The sequence below is a fragment of the Streptomyces cynarae genome, assembly GCF_025642135.1.
Taxonomy (GTDB): Bacteria; Actinomycetota; Actinomycetes; order Streptomycetales; family Streptomycetaceae; genus Streptomyces; species Streptomyces cynarae.
In genome coordinates this window covers 7,939,436-7,955,521 of sequence record NZ_CP106793.1, presented here as the reverse complement: position 1 = coordinate 7,955,521, position 16,086 = coordinate 7,939,436, and the positions used below count along the sequence as shown (strand labels likewise).

Genomic DNA, 16,086 nt, shown 5'->3' with positions numbered 1-16,086 from the left:
TCCTCACGTACGCCCGGCGGGGTTCCTTGCCCCGACGGGCGTACGCCTGTTTGACTCGGGACATGGAGAACCACGGGGGGCGTTCGTCCGGGAGCGGGCGGCGCACCCAGGCGCAGCGGGACGCGATCACCGTCGAGATCGGATACGCCCTGTGCAGTGCGGTGTTCGCGGCGGCCCTGGTGTTCGGCGCGGTGGCGGGGCCCGCCTTCGCCTTCGGGCTGTCGGGCGGCACGCGGCACACGCTCGTCACCTCGGGCATCACGGTGGCGTCGGTGGTGTTCGTCGTGCGTGTTGTCAGCGTGCTGGTCCGCTTCGGGCGCGATGTGGGCGCTCAGCCCAGCCAGCCCGGCCGTACCAGCCCCGACTCGTAGGCCAGCACGACCAGTTGGGCCCTGTCCCGCGCTCCCAGTTTGACCATGGTGCGGCTGACGTGGGTCTTCGCGGTGAGCGGGCTGACGACCAGCCGGCGGGCGATCTCCTCGTTGGACAGTCCGATGCCGACAAGGGCCATCACCTCCCGTTCCCGCTCGGTGAGCCCGGTGAGCGACGCGGTGGCCGCGGGCTCCTTGGAGCGTGCCGCGAACTCGGAGATCAGCCGCCGCGTCACGCTCGGAGAGAGCAGGGCGTCGCCCGCGACCACCGCCCGTACGGCGCGCAGGAGTTCCTCCGGCTCGGTGTCCTTGACGAGGAAGCCGGAGGCACCGGAGCGGATCGCCTCGAAGACGTACTCGTCGAGTTCGAAGGTGGTGAGCATGACCACCTTCACGCCGTCCAGGTCCGGGTCCCGGGTGATCCGGCGGGTCGCGGCGAGCCCGTCGAGCAGCGGCATGCGGATGTCCATCAGCACCACGTCGGGCCGCGCCTCGCGCACCGTGCGCAACGCCTCCTCGCCGTCGGCGGCCTCCCCGGCCACCTCGATGTCCGGCTGGGCGTCGAGCAGCGCCTTGAACCCTGCCCTGACCAAAGACTGGTCATCGGCGAGCAGTACCCGGATCAACGGTCCTCCCCGTGCGCGAGTGTCCCCTCGGTCGATGTCCTCAGCGGCAGTACGGCAAGCACCCGGAAACCGCCGTCCGCGCGCGGACCCGCCTCGATCGTGCCACCGAGCGCGGCCGCCCGCTCCCTCATCCCGGCCAGGCCGTTCCCGCTCCCGCCCGCCTCGGCGCCGGTCGCGGGCCCGTCGTCGTCGACGCGAAGGCGCAGCACGCCCTGAGCGCTGTCGACGTGCACGCGCGCGTGCCGGGACCCCGAGTGGCGGACGACGTTGGTGAGCGCCTCCTGCACGATGCGGAACGCGGCGAGATCGGTGCCCGGCGCGAGCCGCAACGCCTCGCCCTCGACGGTCACCGTCAGCCCGGCGCCCGCGGCCTGCTCGACGAGTTCCGGCAGCCGGTCCAGACCCGGCGCGGGCGCGCGCGGCGCGTCCCCGGGCGTGCGCAGGCTGTCGAGCACCTGGCGCACCTCCCCGAGCGCCTCCTTGCTGGCGGCCTTGATGGTGGTGAGCGCCGTACGCGCCTGCTCCGGGTCGGAGTCCAGCAGCGCGAGGCCGACGCCGGCCTGGACGTTGATCACCGAAATGCTGTGGGCGAGGACGTCGTGGAGCTCACGGGCGATGCGCAACCGCTCCTCGTCGGCGCGCCGTCGTAGGGCCTGCGCCCGTTCGGCCCGCTCGCGCGCCCACTGCTCGCGCCGGACGCGCACGAGTTCCGCCATCGCCACGATGGCCACCACCCAGGCGGAGATGAGCAGCTCCTGCCCCCAGGAGGCCGCGGAGTCCCCGGGCGGCGGCAGCCATCGGTACAGCCAGTGCGCGACCAGGACGTGCCCGGCCCAGAACATCCCGACAGCCGTCCACGCAGCGGTGCGGCGGCCCGCGGCGAGGGCGCTGAAGCAGCCGACGGCGACGGTGAAGAAGACCGGGCCGTACGGGTATCCGGCGCCCAGGTACACCATGGCCGCCACCGCCGTCACGAAGACGACCGGCACGGGATGCCGTTGCCGCCACAGCAGCGCTCCCGAGGCCACGACGACCAGCACGTAGGCGAGGACGTCGAGGGACGGGCGGTGGCCGTGCTGGTTGCGGGCGGAGAAGTGCGTGCCGGCGACCACGAAGGCGGTGAACAGCAGGGTGGAGCGCCAGGGCAGGCCGGAGCCGCGGGGCTCTTGCCTCCGCCACGGCGGTCCGTGCCACCGCCACGGGCCGTCTGCGCGCTGCTCCTCCATGCCGTTCACGCTAGACGTCCCTGGCGGAGGGCGGCGTCGGCCGGGTGAGGTGATCACGGATACTCCCCGGGGAGTACGCCTACCAGGGCACCGGGCCCGCTACGGGAACACCAGGCCCACGCCGTGCGCAAGCTGGGCCGCCGCGTGCCGGAAGAAGGTCGCGCGGTCCTCCACGACGTTGTTGAACTGCCCGAACAGCTCGAACCCCACCAGCCCGTACAGCTGCGCCCAGGCGGCGACCAGGGCGGCGACCGCCTCGGGCGGCAGGTCGGGCGCCAGCTCGCCGGCCATGCGCCGGGCTTCGGGCTCGAGCTCGGCGGGGACCCGGGTGCGGGCCACACCGCGCTGCCGGTACGCGTCGCGGACGATGCCGATCAGCAGGACCCCGACGCGGGAGGCGGCCGGGATGGTGGCCTGGGGTGCGGAGTATCCGGGCACGGGCGAGCCGTAGATGAGCGCGTACTCGTGCGGATGCGCCAGCGCCCAGGCGCGCACGGCCTCGCACACTGCGACCCAGCGCTGGGCGGGGGCGGCGTCACCGGCCCGGGCGTCGGCGGACTCGGCGGCCTCGCCGAGGGAGTCGTAGGCGTCGATGATGAGTGCGGTGAGCAGGTCGTCGCGGCTGGGGAAGTAGCGGTAGAGCGCGGAGGAGACCATGCCCAGCTCTCGGGCGACGGCGCGCAGGGAGAGCGCGGCGGCGCCTCCGGCGGCGAGCTGTCTGCGCGCCTCGTCCTTGATGGCGGCGGTTACCTCCATGCGGGCGCGGGCGCGGGCTCCTTGGGGGATGTTCATGCTGGGCAGTCTGCCACGGTTATGGAGCAGTGCACACAAACGAGAGCAGTGCGCACTGACGTGAGCGGTGGGCGCACAGGAGAGAGGTGCACGCAGACCGGAGCGTCGCTCGCCATGGAGCCGCGCGCCGCGCCCCGCCCGAGAGCGCCGCCCCAAAAAGAGAGCACTGCTCTTGCATTGGAGCACCGACCTCGCGCACACTGCTCTCAAGCGAGAGCAGCGCTCACACTTCCAGGCCCCAGGAGGCCCGTCATGTCCGACGCCCGGTCCGCGCACGTCCAGAAGCCCGGCTGGTTCACCGTCAACGTCTTCAACCGCGCTGTGGCCTGGCTGACCCGCCGCGGCATCAGTGTCTGGGGCTCCCGGGTCCTCGCGGTCCGCGGTCGCAAGACCGGCGAGTGGCGGACCACCCCCGTCAACCTGCTGACCGTGGACGGACAGCAGTATCTTCTCGCCCCCCGCGGCCACGTCCAGTGGACGCACAACATGCGCGCCGCCGGCGGCGGCGAGCTCCGGCTGGGCAAGCACGTGGACGTGTTCACCGCCACCGAGGTCGGCGACGACGACAAGGTCCCGCTGCTGCGCGCCTACCTCAAGCGCTGGAAGGCCGAGGTCGGCGTCTTCTTCAACGGGGTCGGTCCCGACTCCCCCGACGCCGACCTGCGCCGTATCGCCCCCGACCACCCCGTCTTCCGGATCACGGTCACGAGCTGACCTCGCCGCCCGCCGGCCGCCGGTCCAGCGCGGTCAGGGCGCGCTGGGCGATCGGGCGGTTGCGGACGATCTCGCCCAGGGACGTGGCCCCCTGCGTGATGTCCTTGAACGCGTTCCAGGCGGGCCGGAAACCGGTCAGAGCCGCGTGGAAGAGACCGGGACGGCGTTCGAACGCGTTCAGCAGCCGCTTGCCGACGCTCATCTCGACGCCCAGGCCGGCCTTGATGGCGAAGGCGTAGTTCAGGGCCTGACGGCGCGTGTCGACCGCGTCGTGCGCCTCCGCGATCCGTACCGCCCACTCCCCCGCGAGCCGCCCGGACCGCAGCGCGAACGAGATCCCCTCCCGGGTCCACGGTTCCAGCAGCCCCGCCGCGTCCCCGCACACCAGCACCCGCCCGCGCGACAGCGGCGAGTCGTCGGCGCGGCAGCGGGTCAGGTGCCCGGAGGAAATGCTCGGCCGGAACCCGGCGAGTCCGAGCCGCGCGATGAAGTCCTCCAAGTACCGCTTGGTCGCTGCGCCTTCACCACGCGCCGAGATCACGCCCACGGTCAGCGTGTCACCCTTCGGGAAGACCCAGCCGTAGCTGCCGGGCATCGGCCCCCAGTCGATGAGGACCCGTCCCTTCCAGTCCTCGGCGACGGTCTCCGGAACCGGGATCTCCGCCTCCAGGCCGAGATCCACCTGGTCGAGCTTCACCCCGACATGGGCTCCTATCCGGCTGGCGCTGCCGTCCGCGCCCACCACGGCCCGGGCGAGCAGCGTCTCGCCGCCCTGCAGGACGACGGCGACCGTGCGCCGGTCCGGCACCGCAGAGCCGTGCTGCTCGACCCGCGACACCGTGGCCCCGGTGCGCAGCTCGGCGCCCGCCTTCTGCGCGTACTCGACGAGCTGCTGATCGAACTCCGGCCGGTTGATCAGCCCGAACAGCATCTGCTTGGAGCGGCGGGTGCGGGTGAAGCGGCCGTTGTTCGAGAAGGTGACCGCGTGCACCCGGTCGCGCAGCGGCAGCTCGAAGCCGGGCGGCAGGGCGTCGCGCGAGGGGCCGATGATGCCGCCGCCGCACGTCTTGTAGCGGGGCAGCTCGGCCTTCTCCAGCAACAGCACGCTGCGTCCCGCGACCGCCGCCGCGTAGGCGGCCGAAGCCCCCGCGGGTCCCGCGCCCACCACGACGACGTCCCACACCCGCTGCACGCCGTCCGCCGAAGAGTTCTCGCCGCTCACGATGGTCTACTGCTCCCGATCAAGCCGCCTGCCGCATCTGTCCCCCGCATCCTACGGCCGCGTCCTCACAGCCCGCTGTGGGAGGATCTGCAGCGTATGCGCCCTGCGCCGGCATGCGCGTACGCCCGAAGGACCGCCCGTACACACCCGCACACGTACACACCAGAGGTACTCGTCGGTACCTGAGTCGCAACCCACGAGGAGCGCTTCCATGTCGTCGAATCCGGTCGCCGAGACCGTCGCCTCGCTGATGCCCAGGGCGAAGGAGGAGCTCACCGAGTTGGTGGCCTTCAAGTCGGTGGCGGACTTCGGTCAGTTCCCGAGGAGCGAGAGCGAGGGTGCCGCGCGGTGGATCGCCGAAGCGCTCACCGCCGAGGGCTTCCAGGACGTGGCGCTGCTCGACACCCCGGACGGCACGCAGTCGGTGTACGGCTACCTGCCGGGCCCCGAGGGTGCGAAGACCGTGCTGCTCTACGCCCACTACGACGTGCAGCCGCCGCTGGACGAGGCCGGCTGGATCACGCCTCCGTTCGAGCTGACCGAGCGTGACGGCCGCTGGTACGGGCGCGGCACCGCCGACTGCAAGGGCGGCGTCATCATGCATCTGCTGGCACTGCGCGCGCTCAAGGCGAACGGCGGCGTGCCCGTGCACGTCAAGGTCATCGCCGAGGGTTCGGAGGAGCAGGGCACGGGCGGCCTGGAGCGGTACGCCGAGGAGCATCCCGACCTGCTCGCGGCCGACACGATCGTCATCGGCGACGCGGGCAACTTCCGCGCCGGACTGCCGACCGTGACCACCACCCTGCGCGGCATGACCCTGGTCCGCGTCCAGATCGACACCCTCGAAGGCAACCTGCACTCCGGTCAGTTCGGCGGTGCGGCGCCCGACGCGCTGGCCGCGCTGATCCGCGTGCTGGACTCGCTGCGCGCTCAGGACGGTTCGACGACCGTGGAGGGCCTCGACGGCGAGTCCCCGTGGGAGGGCCTGAGTTACGACGAGGAGCAGTTCCGCAAGGATGCCAAGGTCCTCGACGGGGTGGAGCTGATCGGTTCCGGCTCGGTCGCGGACCGCATCTGGGCGCGCCCGGCCGTGACCGTCCTCGGCATCGACTGCCCACCGGTCGTCGGTGCGACCCCGTCGGTGCAGGCGAGCGCGCGGGCGCTGATCAGTCTCCGGGTGCCGCCGGGCGTGGACGCGGTCGAGGCGACGAAGCTGCTCCAGGCCCACCTGGAGACGCGCACGCCGTGGGGCGCGCGGGTGCGGACGGAGCAGATCGGGCAGGGCCAGCCGTTCCGCGCGGACACCTCCAGCCCGGCATACGCGGCGATGGCCGACGCGATGGCGGTCGCGTACCCCGGTCAGGAGATGAATTACGCGGGCCAGGGCGGCTCCATCCCGCTCTGCAACACCCTCGCGTCGCTCTACCCGGGGGCGGAGATCCTGCTGATAGGTCTGAGCGAGCCGGAGGCCCAGATCCACGCGGTCAACGAGAGTGTGTCCCCACAGGAGTTGGAGCGGCTGTCGGTCGCGGAGGCGCTGTTCCTGCGGAACTACGCGGCGAGCTGAGACCGCCGGGCGGCGACGTCCACGGTGTGGCGCGCGAAGGACGTCGGCGGGCGGTCTCCGTGCGGTGAAGCCGCCCGCCCCGTCGCACGCCGAGCGCCTCACGGGCGAAGGCCTCGGGCAGGTGCCCCCACCCGGTCAGGAGCTCCTGTCGGTCGGCGACTTCTCCAGTGCGGCGAGGGCCGGGTCGAGGACGATGTCCTCGCCGCGTGCCTCGACCGTCGGCTCCTCGGGAAAGTGGCAGGCCGTCAGATGCCCCTCGGGGTTGGCCCTGAGGCGGACGAGCGGCGGCTCGTCGGTCGCGCACTTGTCCTGTGCCTTCCAGCAGCGGGTGCGGAAGCGGCACCCCGAGGGCGGGTCGATCGGGGACGGCACGTCGCCGGCCAGGCGGATGCGCTCGCGCCGTTCGGTGCTGTCCGGATCGGCCTCGGGAACGGCGGACAGCAGTGCGTGCGTATAGGGGTGCCGAGGCCGTGTGTAGAGCGTCTCCCGGTCGGCGACCTCGACGATCTTCCCCAGGTACATCACCGCGACCCGCTCGGAGAAGTGGCGGACGACGGCCAGGTCGTGGGCGATGAAGACGAAGGCGATACCGAACTCCCGCTGCAGGTCCTGCAGCAGATTGACGACCTGGGCCTGGATGGACACGTCCAGCGCAGAGACCGGTTCGTCGGCCACGATCAGCTTCGGCCGCAGGGCGAGTGCGCGGGCGATGCCGATGCGCTGGCGCTGGCCGCCGGAGAATTCGTTCGGGTAGCGGTTGTAGTGCTCGGGGTTGAGACCCACCGTCTCCAGCAGTTCCTGGGCGCGCCTCTTGTGGCCCTGTGGCGGGTTGATCCCGTTGAGCTTCATCGGAGTCTCGATGATGGTGCCGACGGTGTGCCGCGGGTTCAGCGAGGAGTACGGATCCTGGAAGATCATCTGGAGGTGCCGGCGCGCCTCCCGCATCTTCGCGACGGGTTTGTGGGTGATGTCCTCACCGTCGAACACGATGCTGCCGGCCGTGGGCTCCAGCAGCCGCGTGATCAGGCGTCCGGTCGTCGACTTGCCGCACCCGGATTCGCCGACCAGGCCCAGCGACTCGCCGGCCCTCACGGAGAAGTCGATTCCGTCGACGGCGTGCACGGCCCCTATCTGCCGCTGGAACACGATGCCCTGCCGGATCGGGAAGTGCTTCTGCAGACCACTGACCTCGAGCAGGTTCTCGCCGGCCGGCGGCTTCGCGGACGCCGGGGAAGCGAGCTCTTGCTCGGGGATGGACTGGGTGGTGCTCACGGCATGCTCCTGTTCGTCCGTCGCCGTCACTGCTCGGCCCCTGCGGCTCGGCCGCTGCGGATCTGTTGTTTGGTCTCCGCGGTGAGGTGGCAGGCGGCGATGTGCTCGGCGGTACCGGAGACCGCCAGCAGTTCGGGCCGCTCCACCGTGCAACGCCCCTCCGGCACCCAGCCCTTGTAGGCGCAGCGCGGGTGGAAGGCGCAGCCGCCGGGAAGGTTGATCAGACTCGGCGGGCTGCCCGGGATCGGGTTCAGCCGCCGGGTGACGTCGTCGCGGATGTGCGGCATGGATTGGAGCAGTCCCCAGGTGTAGGGGTGCTCGGGCTGCTTCAGCACGTCCCGCACGGTGCCGTACTCGATCCGACGGCCGCCGTACATGACCAGGATGTCGTCGGCGATGTCGGCCACCACGCCGAGGTCGTGGGTGATGATGATGACGGCGGAGCCGAACTCCTCCTGCAGATCGCGGATCAGGTCCAGGATCTGCGCCTGGACGGTGACGTCGAGGGCGGTGGTCGGCTCGTCGGCGATGAGCAGCGCGGGGTCGCAGACCAGGGACATGGCGATCATGGCGCGCTGTCGCATACCGCCGGAGAACTGGTGCGGGTAGTCCTTCACCCGCCGCTCGGGCTGCGGTATGCCGACCCGCTTCAGCATCTCCACGGCGCGGTCCTTGGCCTCCTTCTTGGAGACCTTGTGGTGCACCCGGTAGGCCTCGGCGATCTGGGCGCCGACGGTGAAGAACGGGTGCAGCGCGGACAGCGGGTCCTGGAAGATCATGGAGACCGTTGTGCCGCGCAGCTCCCGCATCTCGTTCTCGGGCAGGGCGACGAGTTCCCTGCCCTCCATCCAGATCTCCCCGGAGACCCGGGCGCGCGTGCCTTTGTGCAACCCGAGCAGGGCCAGTGAGGTCACCGACTTGCCCGAGCCGGATTCACCGACGATGCCGAGGGTCTGGCCCTTCTCCAGGGTGAAGGACACTCCGTCGACGGACTTGACGAGGCCGTCCTCGGTCGGGAAGTGCACGCGCAGGTCCCGCACGTCGAGGAAGGAGGAGGGCGCGGGCGCGACGTCCGCGGGCTGTGGCGAGGTCTGCAGGGACACTGGTGTTTCCTTGGGGGCTGCGGGGTCGGGTGTCAGGCGAGGCGTACGCGGGGGTCGACGAGGCCGTACACCAGGTCCACCACCACATTGGCGAGGACGACGAACGTGGCGGCGAAGAGGGTGGTGCCGAGGATGACGGGAAGGTCGGAGTTCTCCACCGAGTTCACCGCCAGCTTGCCGATGCCGTTGATGCCGAACACCGACTCGGTGATGACCGCGGAGCCGCCGATGAGCGAGCCGACGTCCATGCCGAAGATGGTGATGATCGGGGTGATCGCGGCGCGCAGCCCGTGCTTGAGGACGACCGTGCCGGCCGGCAGCCCCTTGGCCCGGGCGGTGCGCATGTAGTCCTCGCTGAAGACCTCCAGCATGGAGGAACGTGTGAGCCGGGTGTAGAAGGCGAGGTAGACGATGACCAGGGTTGCCCACGGCAGAAGAAGGCCCTGGAACCACGCGACCGGGTCCTGGGTGATGGGGGTGTAGCCGGAGGCGGGCAGGATCTGCCACTTGTCGACGAACACGAAGAGCAGCAGCAGACCGATGAAGTAGATCTGCGTGGAGACGCCGACCAGCGCCAGTCCCACCGCCGCCTTGTCCACGGCCTTCCCCCTGCGGACCGCGGCCGCCGTGCCGAGGCCGACGCCCAGGACGAGGAAGGCCACCGCTGCGCCGGCGCCGAGTGAGAGGTCCGCCGGGAAGTCCTGCAGCAGTGTGGTGAGGACGGGGGTGTCGGTCTGGAAGGAGACCCCGAGGCAGGGCGCGCCGCAGTGGATGCGCATGCTCTGGTCGCCGTAGTCCCGGCCGACGAAGAGCCCCTTGAAGAACTCCCAGAACTGTGTCGTGGTGCTCCGGTCGAGACCCAGCGAGTGCTTGATCTCCGAGAGGCGGGAGGGGGAACAGGTCTTTCCGCAGGCCAGGAGTGCGGGGTCGGAGGGCAGCGCGAAGAAGATGAAGAAGGTGATCACGCTGATCACGAGCAGGATCACGGCCGCTGCCAGCAAGCGGCGGATGAGATAACGAAGCATGTCGTGCTGGGACCTGGCGGGTGCCCGGTCCGCCTCCCTCTAGCTGTGGGCCGGTGGGGTGGTGCCTGCGCCCGGTTGGGCCGGACGCGGGTGGGGTGGCCCCGCCGACGGCTGAACCGTCGGCGGGGCGACCGGGGTCACTGCTTGACGTAGACGTGCACGAGGCTGGGCTCGGCCATGATGGTGTCCGGGATGACCCCGCCCACCTTGGAGCCGCTGATGGCGCTGAACTTCATGTACATGAGCGGGACGACAGCGGCGTCCTTCATGATCTGCTCGTCCAGGTTCCCGTAAGCGGCGTTGCGCTGCGAGATGTCGGCCATCTTGGAGATCTTGGTGATCTGCGCGTTGACGTTCGGGTCGTTCAGGTACGACAGGTCCTGGTTGGCCTGAGGGTTCTGCGCGATGAGATCACCGTTGAACAGGGTGGGGAGCACGGTGGAGGCGTTCGGCCAGTCCGCGATCCAGTCGCCCCAGGTGAGGTCGTACTGGTTCTTGACGTTGTTGACGGTGTTGAAGTAGTTCGCCACCTGCATCGGCACGAGGTTCACCGTGATGCCGATCGCCGCGAGGGAGGTCTTCACCGCGTCACCGAAGTGCTCCTGGGTGGGCGTGTTCTCGATCGCCATCGACATGGTGAGCTTCGGGTCGCCGGCCTGCTTCATCAGCGCCTTGGCCTTGGTGACGTCGCCGGCCGGGTTGGTGCTGTACAGGTTGAACTTCTTGTAACCGCCGACGCCGGGGCTCAGCATCGTGCTCGCGTAGTCGCCGTACGCCTCGCCGCCGAAGGCACCGCGGACGGTGGTCTTGTCGATCGCGTACTCGATCGCCTCACGGACCCTGATGTCCTTGACCGTCCGGGTGTTGATCGCCAGGTAGTTGATGCCCGGGGCTGCGTTGTTGTAGTAACGCGACTTGATCGTCGGGTCGTTGGCGAACGAGTTGAGGTCGGATCCGGCGAGCGGGTACTGCTCGATCGAGGTCTGGGCGATCCCGCCGTCCGACTTGATCTGCTGGTCGATGGCCGCCTGGTCCTGGCCGAACTTGAAGTCGAACTCGTCGACGTTCTGCTGTCGGATCGGGTCGGTCGACTGCTGCCAGTACTTGTTCTTGACGAGGACGAGTTCCTTGTTCTTGGTGTACGACTTGATCATGTACGGGCCGTCGGACCAGACGTGCGTGTCGTAAGTCGAGCCAGTGTCATGGGACTTGGGCACCGCCGACCACCCGGACATGGCCGTCGTCTCGTTGAAGTCGGCGACCGGCTGGTCGAGGTGGAAGACGATGGTGTACTGGTCCGGCGTCTGGATGGAGTCGAGCTGCTTGCCGCTGTAGGGACCCTTGTAGTCGCCGCCGCCGACGAGCCACTGCGCCGCATACGGCGGGCCGCCGTTGATGTCGCCGGAGAAGGCGCGCTCCACCCCGTACTTGACGTCCTGGGCGGTGACGTCGGTGCCGTCCTGCCATTTGACGCCGTGGCGCAGGTGGAAGGTCCACACCGTGTCGCCCTTGCTGGGTGTTCCCGTGTCGGTGGCGAGGTCACCGACCAGCTTCGGCGTGGAGCCCGTCTCGTCCCATCCGGTGAGGGTGCGGACGAACAGCTCGTCCGTGCTCTGCCCCTCGGTCGTGTAGGTGCGCTGCGGGTCGGTGTGGTCGAAGTCCGACTCGTCGAGGACCGTCAGCGTGCCGCCCTTGACCGGGGCACTGCTGCTGGTGTTGCTCGAGGAACCACCGCACGCGGTGACCCCGAGCGCTATCGCCACGGCAGAGGCCGTAAGAGCGACCGTGCGCGTTCTGCGCATCATCTGGGAACTCCGTTCTTGTCATGGGCTCGGCCTCGGCAGTCGTTCGTGGGACGGCCTGTGCCGACACTCGAAGGGCAGCGCGTCAGCTGCGGTTGGCGCGGGGGTCGAGGGCGTCCCGGACCCCGTCCCCCAGGAGGTTGAGCGCCAGTACGAGGATCAGGAGCAGGACGCCGGGGATGAACAGGTACATCGGGTCCTGCAGGAAGAACTCGGACGCGTCCGAGAGGAGGGCTCCCCAGTCCGGGGCGGGCGGGATGACACCGACGCCCAGGTAGGACAGGGCCGCCTCGGTGGAGATGTTCTGCGGGACGGCGAGGGCGAAGGAGATCAGGATCGGCGCCCACAGGTTGGGCAGCAGCTGGCGGAACAGGATGTGCCGCCGGCCGGCGCTCATGATCCGCGCGGCGTCGACGAACTCCCGCTCGCGCAGGGACAGCACCTGACCGCGCACCAGGCGGGCGGTGTAGGCCCAGGCGAAGACCGCGATGTTGAGGACCAGGACCAGCAGCCGGAGGTTCTCGTCCGTCCCGCCGTGGCTGTTGGTCTGCAGCGCGTTCTGGATCACCGGGGTGAGCGCGATGATGAACAGCAGCTGCGGGAAGGCCAGCATGACGTCCATGACCCGCGACAGCGCGGAGTCGATCCAGCCGCCGAAGTACCCGGCCGCCAGCCCGGCCACGACGCCGACCACGGTGGACAGCACCGCCGACGCGAAGCCGACGAAGAGCGAGGTGCGCAGGCCGTAGACGATCCGGGCGAAGATGTCGTACCCCGTACCCGGCTCGACGCCGAGCAGGTGCTTGAGGCTGATTCCGCCCAGTGATCCGTACGGCTGGTTGCCCGTGTCCGGGTTGATCGCCTTGGAGTCCGGGGTGATGGGTCCCCAGCCGGTGAGCGCGGTGAGGGTCGGGGCCAGCAGCGCGACCACGATGAACAGCAGGGTGATCAGCAGCGCGATCATCGTCATCTTGTCCCGCCTGATGCGCCTCCAGGCCGTCCTGGCGGGTGAGCGGCCCTCGACTGCCGTGCCGCCGGGCAGGGAGTCCTGCGACGGTTCGCCGGCCGGGAGCGTGGTGTCGCCGACGGCCTGGACCGACTGGTGTTGCGTGGTCATCGTATGGACTTCCCGGAGGTGAGCTGGGGCCGCCGCGAGGATCTTCCGTCCGGCTCACCCACGGCCTTCGCGCTTGTCTCGTCGCCGGCGGGCGGGCGGACCGGGGTCGGGCGCGCGGTCGCCGTCGTGGTCGAACTCGTCATGGCGGTTCTGCCCCTGAATGCAGGAGGTGGCTGGCGGCCGGTGTCGGCGCCAGGAGACTGAGCGGACTTTCGCAACCGTGCGCGAGTTCGGTCAACACCGATAAGGCGCCGAAAGGTGACTGTTTACCCGAATGGACAAGGCTTGACGGATGCGGGATGCGGGGTTAGCCCTGCTGTGAATACATCGCGAGAGTTTCTTGGCCATCGATTGGCGCAACGCTGCGTGGAGAGGTCGGACACGCCCGGCTCACGGGGCGGGCCATTGGGCCCATGGCTCGATCGTCGTCGCAGGTGGCGAGGTTCCTCGAACCCTTCTGCCCCGTCTTCGAGTTGATACTCACACCCGGACGGGGCAGGCGGCCTCACGCTTCTTCGGGAACTCTACGGTCCCAGCGAAATCGCCGGGCATCATTAAGAATTCTCATAATTGCCGCCGCCGTCCGAAGGCAGGCGGGTCATCGGCTCTCAGCCGAGCGGAATTCCTGCTTCGAGATACAGCGCGGCACCGCGTTCGCGCGCCCGCAGTGCCCAGCGGAGCCGTTCGTAGCGCACGGGCGGAAGCAGAACAGCCGCTTCCTCTTCCGTGACGAACCGGCAGTCGCGCAACTCCGGGCCGGGCAGCAGGAGTCGGCCGGCTTCGGCGCTGTCGAGGCGGCCGCCGTCGAAGAGGAGGCGCAGGCCGCCGTAGCCGGGCGGCGCGGGGGACTCCCAGTCGAGGACGAGCAGCCGGGGGACCTCTTCCAGCCTGATCCCGGTCTCCTCCTCGACCTCGCGCATACCGGCGCGAGCAGGCGCCTCGCCGGGTTCGACGACTCCGCCGGGGAATTCCCACCCGGCCTTGTAGGTGGGGTCGACGAGCAGCACGCGGTCCCGTTCGTCGAACAGGAGCACTCCGGAGGCGACGGTCTCGGAGGTCGGCTCGGGTGTCTGCACGATCTCGCAGGCGGGTGCCTGGCCGGACCGGACGGCCTCGGCGATCCGCAGGGCTGCCTCGTACGGGGTGAGGGCGCTGGTGTCCACGGGGTGCGCGTCGGCGGTGAGCCAGGCGGCGAGGGCGGTGCGATAGGGCTCGATGTGGTCGTACGACCACTGGCGGATGCGCATCTCCCCGTCGGGGAGGTCGGGCGGGACCTCACGGCCGGCTATGCGCTGGCGCAGGATCGTTTCGGCCGGAGCGAGGAGGACATGGCGTACGGGGATGCGCCGGGCGGCGAGGCCGCCGAAGATCTCGTCGCGGTACTCCTGGCGCAGCAGGGTCATCGGTACCACGAGGACACCGTCGAGTTCGGCGAGCATCGCGGCCGCGGTGTCGATCACGAGCCGTCGCCAGATCGGCAGGTCCTGGAAGTCACCGACCTCGGCGAGGCGTTTCGGCGGCAGGAGTTGGGTGAGGACTGCGCCGATGACCTCGGGGTCGAAGAGCGTGCTGTTCGGGATCAGTTCGATCAGTTCCCGTGCGGTGGTCGTCTTCCCCGCACCGAACGCACCGTTGATCCAGACGACGGTCACGGTTCCCCCTCTTCTGTTGGCCCCCTGGGGCTTGCCCGCTCCACCCTGCCACGGAAACCCGGCGCTGATGAGGGGGCCTCGGCGTGGTCGAGGTCACCGCCACCCCGGCCGCCGCGCTCCGCACACCGCGGCGCCGGGCCCCCGCCTTCCGGGAGCTCCGGCGCCGCGACGTCGGCTCCCCCTCAGCCGTCCTGCCCCAGGGCATCGTCGTCCACGGCCAGGCTGTCCTGCCCGATGGTGTGGTCGACGGCGCCGATCGTGTCCTTGACGCTCAGATCGCCGACCCCGTCGTGGTCGGCGGCATGGGAGGGGCTGACGGCGGCCACGACGAATCCGGTGGCGAGGGAGGCGATGGCGAGCATGCTGCGCTTCTTCATGCCCTGTTCAACTGCCGAAGGACGCCGGGGTCACGCAACGAACCCCGGCCGGCTCTTCGGCCTCACACCCCGGCAGCGGTCGCGTCCGTGCCCCTCGTCAGCGCCGCGGCAGCCGCGCCCACCAGACCCGCGTCCGTGCCCATCAGCGCAGGCGCCACCGTCAGGCGCTGGACGAAGGACAGCGTGGCGTAGTCGGTCAGAGCCTTGCGCAGGGGGGCGAACAGGAGGTCACCGGCCCCGGCCACTCCCCCGCCGATGACCGCGATGTCGATCTCGACCAGCGTCGCGGTCGCGGCGATCCCCGCGGCCAGCGCCTGGGCGGCCCGCTCGAAGGACGCCACGGCCACGGGGTCACCCGCACGGGCGGCGGCGGCCACCGCGGCGGCCGAGGTGTCCCCTTCGGGCCCCGGCCGCCAGCCGTCCTCCAGGGCGCGGCGCGCGATGTTCGGTCCGCTCGCGATGCGCTCCACGCAGCCGCGCGAGCCGCACGGGCAGGGATCGCCGTCCAGGTCCACGCTGATGTGCCCGATGTGGCCTGCGTTCCCCGTCGGGCCCGGGTGCAGCCGCCCGCCCAGGACCAGACCGCCGCCGACCCCCGTCGACACCACCATGCAGAGCGCGTTGTCATGGCCGCGGGCCGCGCCCTGCCAGTGCTCGGCGGCGGTGATGGCCACGCCGTCGCCGATCAGCTCGACGGGCAGGCCGCCCGTCGCCGCCCGGACCCGCTCCACCAGCGGATAGCCGCGCCACCCCGGCACGTTGACCGGGCTCACCGTGCCCGCGGAGGCGTCCACCGGCCCCGCGCTGCCGATGCCGACGGCACGCGCCCGCCCCCAGAACGGGGAGCCCGTCAGCTCCCGTATGACGTCCTCGACGGCCCGCATCACGGTGTCGCCGTCCTCCTGCGCGGGCGTCGCGCGCTGTGCGCGCAGCAGGATCCGGCCGTGGCCGTCCACCAGCGCTCCGGCGATCTTGGTGCCGCCGATGTCGAGCGCGGCCACGAGGTCGGTGTGCATCAGTGTCTGATCTCCCAATGCGTGAGTGGTATCGGCCCCGGCGTACGGCGAGCGGTCTCCGCCGCGGGGTCCGGGCGCCGGGTGCGAGCGGGCAGCGCCCCTGGGGGAAGGCGCGGGCCGAAGAGTGCGGTGGACAGTCTCTCCCGCATCTGACAACGTTGTCCAGGCTCTATGCTCGACGCCACATCCTCATACAACCCCATG

General features: G+C 70.4%; 15 protein-coding genes. 3 read left to right on the top strand and 12 right to left on the bottom strand.

Translation table 11 applies throughout. The features are described 5' to 3' along the window. The first annotated feature begins 62 nt into the window (after positions 1–62). Positions 63–371, top strand: a complete 309-nt coding sequence (locus tag N8I84_RS35920) for a DUF6332 family protein (RefSeq protein ID WP_263233621.1) — start codon at positions 63–65, stop codon at positions 369–371. On the opposite strand, the gene N8I84_RS35915 is transcribed toward N8I84_RS35920, so the two are convergent. From N8I84_RS35915 to N8I84_RS35905, 3 genes are all read right to left on the bottom strand, one after another. Beyond that, positions 332–997, bottom strand: coding sequence for a response regulator (locus N8I84_RS35915; protein ID WP_200420131.1), 666 nt, complete (start codon positions 995–997; stop codon positions 332–334). The two genes, N8I84_RS35920 and N8I84_RS35915, sit on opposite strands and share 40 nt — an antisense overlap. Continuing rightward, the gene (locus N8I84_RS35910) at positions 994–2,223 is read right to left on the bottom strand and encodes a sensor histidine kinase (RefSeq protein ID WP_263233619.1); all 1,230 of its coding nucleotides are present in this window, start codon (positions 2,221–2,223) and stop codon (positions 994–996) included. The genes N8I84_RS35915 and N8I84_RS35910 overlap by 4 nt, the downstream gene beginning before the upstream one ends. A 99-nt stretch (positions 2,224–2,322) precedes the next feature. Next, positions 2,323–3,015, bottom strand: a complete 693-nt coding sequence (locus N8I84_RS35905; protein WP_263233618.1) for a TetR/AcrR family transcriptional regulator — start codon at positions 3,013–3,015, stop codon at positions 2,323–2,325. Positions 3,016–3,267: 252 nt separating this feature from the next. Here N8I84_RS35905 and N8I84_RS35900 point away from each other — a divergent pair, with 252 nt between their 5' ends. Beyond that, positions 3,268–3,729: a nitroreductase family deazaflavin-dependent oxidoreductase gene (locus N8I84_RS35900; RefSeq protein WP_263233617.1), complete on the top strand. Its 462-nt coding sequence runs from the start codon at positions 3,268–3,270 to the stop codon at positions 3,727–3,729. Here the strand turns inward: N8I84_RS35900 and N8I84_RS35895 are convergent. Beyond that, entirely contained in the window at positions 3,719–4,951 is a 1,233-nt protein-coding gene (locus N8I84_RS35895) for a geranylgeranyl reductase family protein (RefSeq protein ID WP_263233616.1), read from the bottom strand. The two genes, N8I84_RS35900 and N8I84_RS35895, sit on opposite strands and share 11 nt — an antisense overlap. 211 nt (positions 4,952–5,162) lie before the next feature. On the opposite strand from N8I84_RS35895, the gene N8I84_RS35890 reads away from it, so the two are divergent. After that, entirely contained in the window at positions 5,163–6,518 is a 1,356-nt protein-coding gene (locus N8I84_RS35890) for a dipeptidase (protein ID WP_263233615.1), read from the top strand. Positions 6,519–6,653: 135 nt separating this feature from the next. Here N8I84_RS35890 and N8I84_RS35885 read toward each other — a convergent pair whose 3' ends face one another. The 8 genes from N8I84_RS35885 to N8I84_RS35850 form a co-directional block, all read right to left on the bottom strand. Then, positions 6,654–7,790 (bottom strand): ABC transporter ATP-binding protein, encoded by a 1,137-nt coding sequence (locus N8I84_RS35885; protein WP_390898986.1) that lies wholly within the window; start codon positions 7,788–7,790, stop codon positions 6,654–6,656. Between the two features lie 26 nt (positions 7,791–7,816). Continuing rightward, positions 7,817–8,893, bottom strand: a complete 1,077-nt coding sequence (locus tag N8I84_RS35880; RefSeq protein WP_263233614.1) for an ABC transporter ATP-binding protein — start codon at positions 8,891–8,893, stop codon at positions 7,817–7,819. Positions 8,894–8,925: 32 nt separating this feature from the next. Beyond that, complete coding sequence (locus N8I84_RS35875) at positions 8,926–9,918, bottom strand: ABC transporter permease (RefSeq protein WP_263233613.1); 993 nt, start codon at positions 9,916–9,918, stop codon at positions 8,926–8,928. Between the two features lie 137 nt (positions 9,919–10,055). After that, complete coding sequence (locus N8I84_RS35870; RefSeq protein ID WP_263233612.1) at positions 10,056–11,723, bottom strand: ABC transporter substrate-binding protein; 1,668 nt, start codon at positions 11,721–11,723, stop codon at positions 10,056–10,058. Between the two features lie 82 nt (positions 11,724–11,805). Continuing rightward, the gene (locus tag N8I84_RS35865; protein WP_263233611.1) at positions 11,806–12,837 is read right to left on the bottom strand and encodes an ABC transporter permease; all 1,032 of its coding nucleotides are present in this window, start codon (positions 12,835–12,837) and stop codon (positions 11,806–11,808) included. Between the two features lie 608 nt (positions 12,838–13,445). Further along, positions 13,446–14,489, bottom strand: coding sequence for an NUDIX hydrolase (locus tag N8I84_RS35860; protein ID WP_263233610.1), 1,044 nt, complete (start codon positions 14,487–14,489; stop codon positions 13,446–13,448). A 182-nt stretch (positions 14,490–14,671) separates the two neighbouring features. Then, positions 14,672–14,866 carry a hypothetical protein gene (locus N8I84_RS35855; RefSeq protein ID WP_263233609.1) on the bottom strand — a complete coding sequence of 65 codons (195 nt, stop codon included), beginning with the start codon at positions 14,864–14,866 and terminating at the stop codon, positions 14,672–14,674. A gap of 62 nt (positions 14,867–14,928) precedes the next feature. Next, a complete protein-coding gene (locus N8I84_RS35850; protein WP_263233608.1) occupies positions 14,929–15,882 on the bottom strand; it encodes an ROK family protein in 954 nt (317 codons plus the stop codon). Positions 15,883–16,086: the final 204 nt, after the last annotated feature.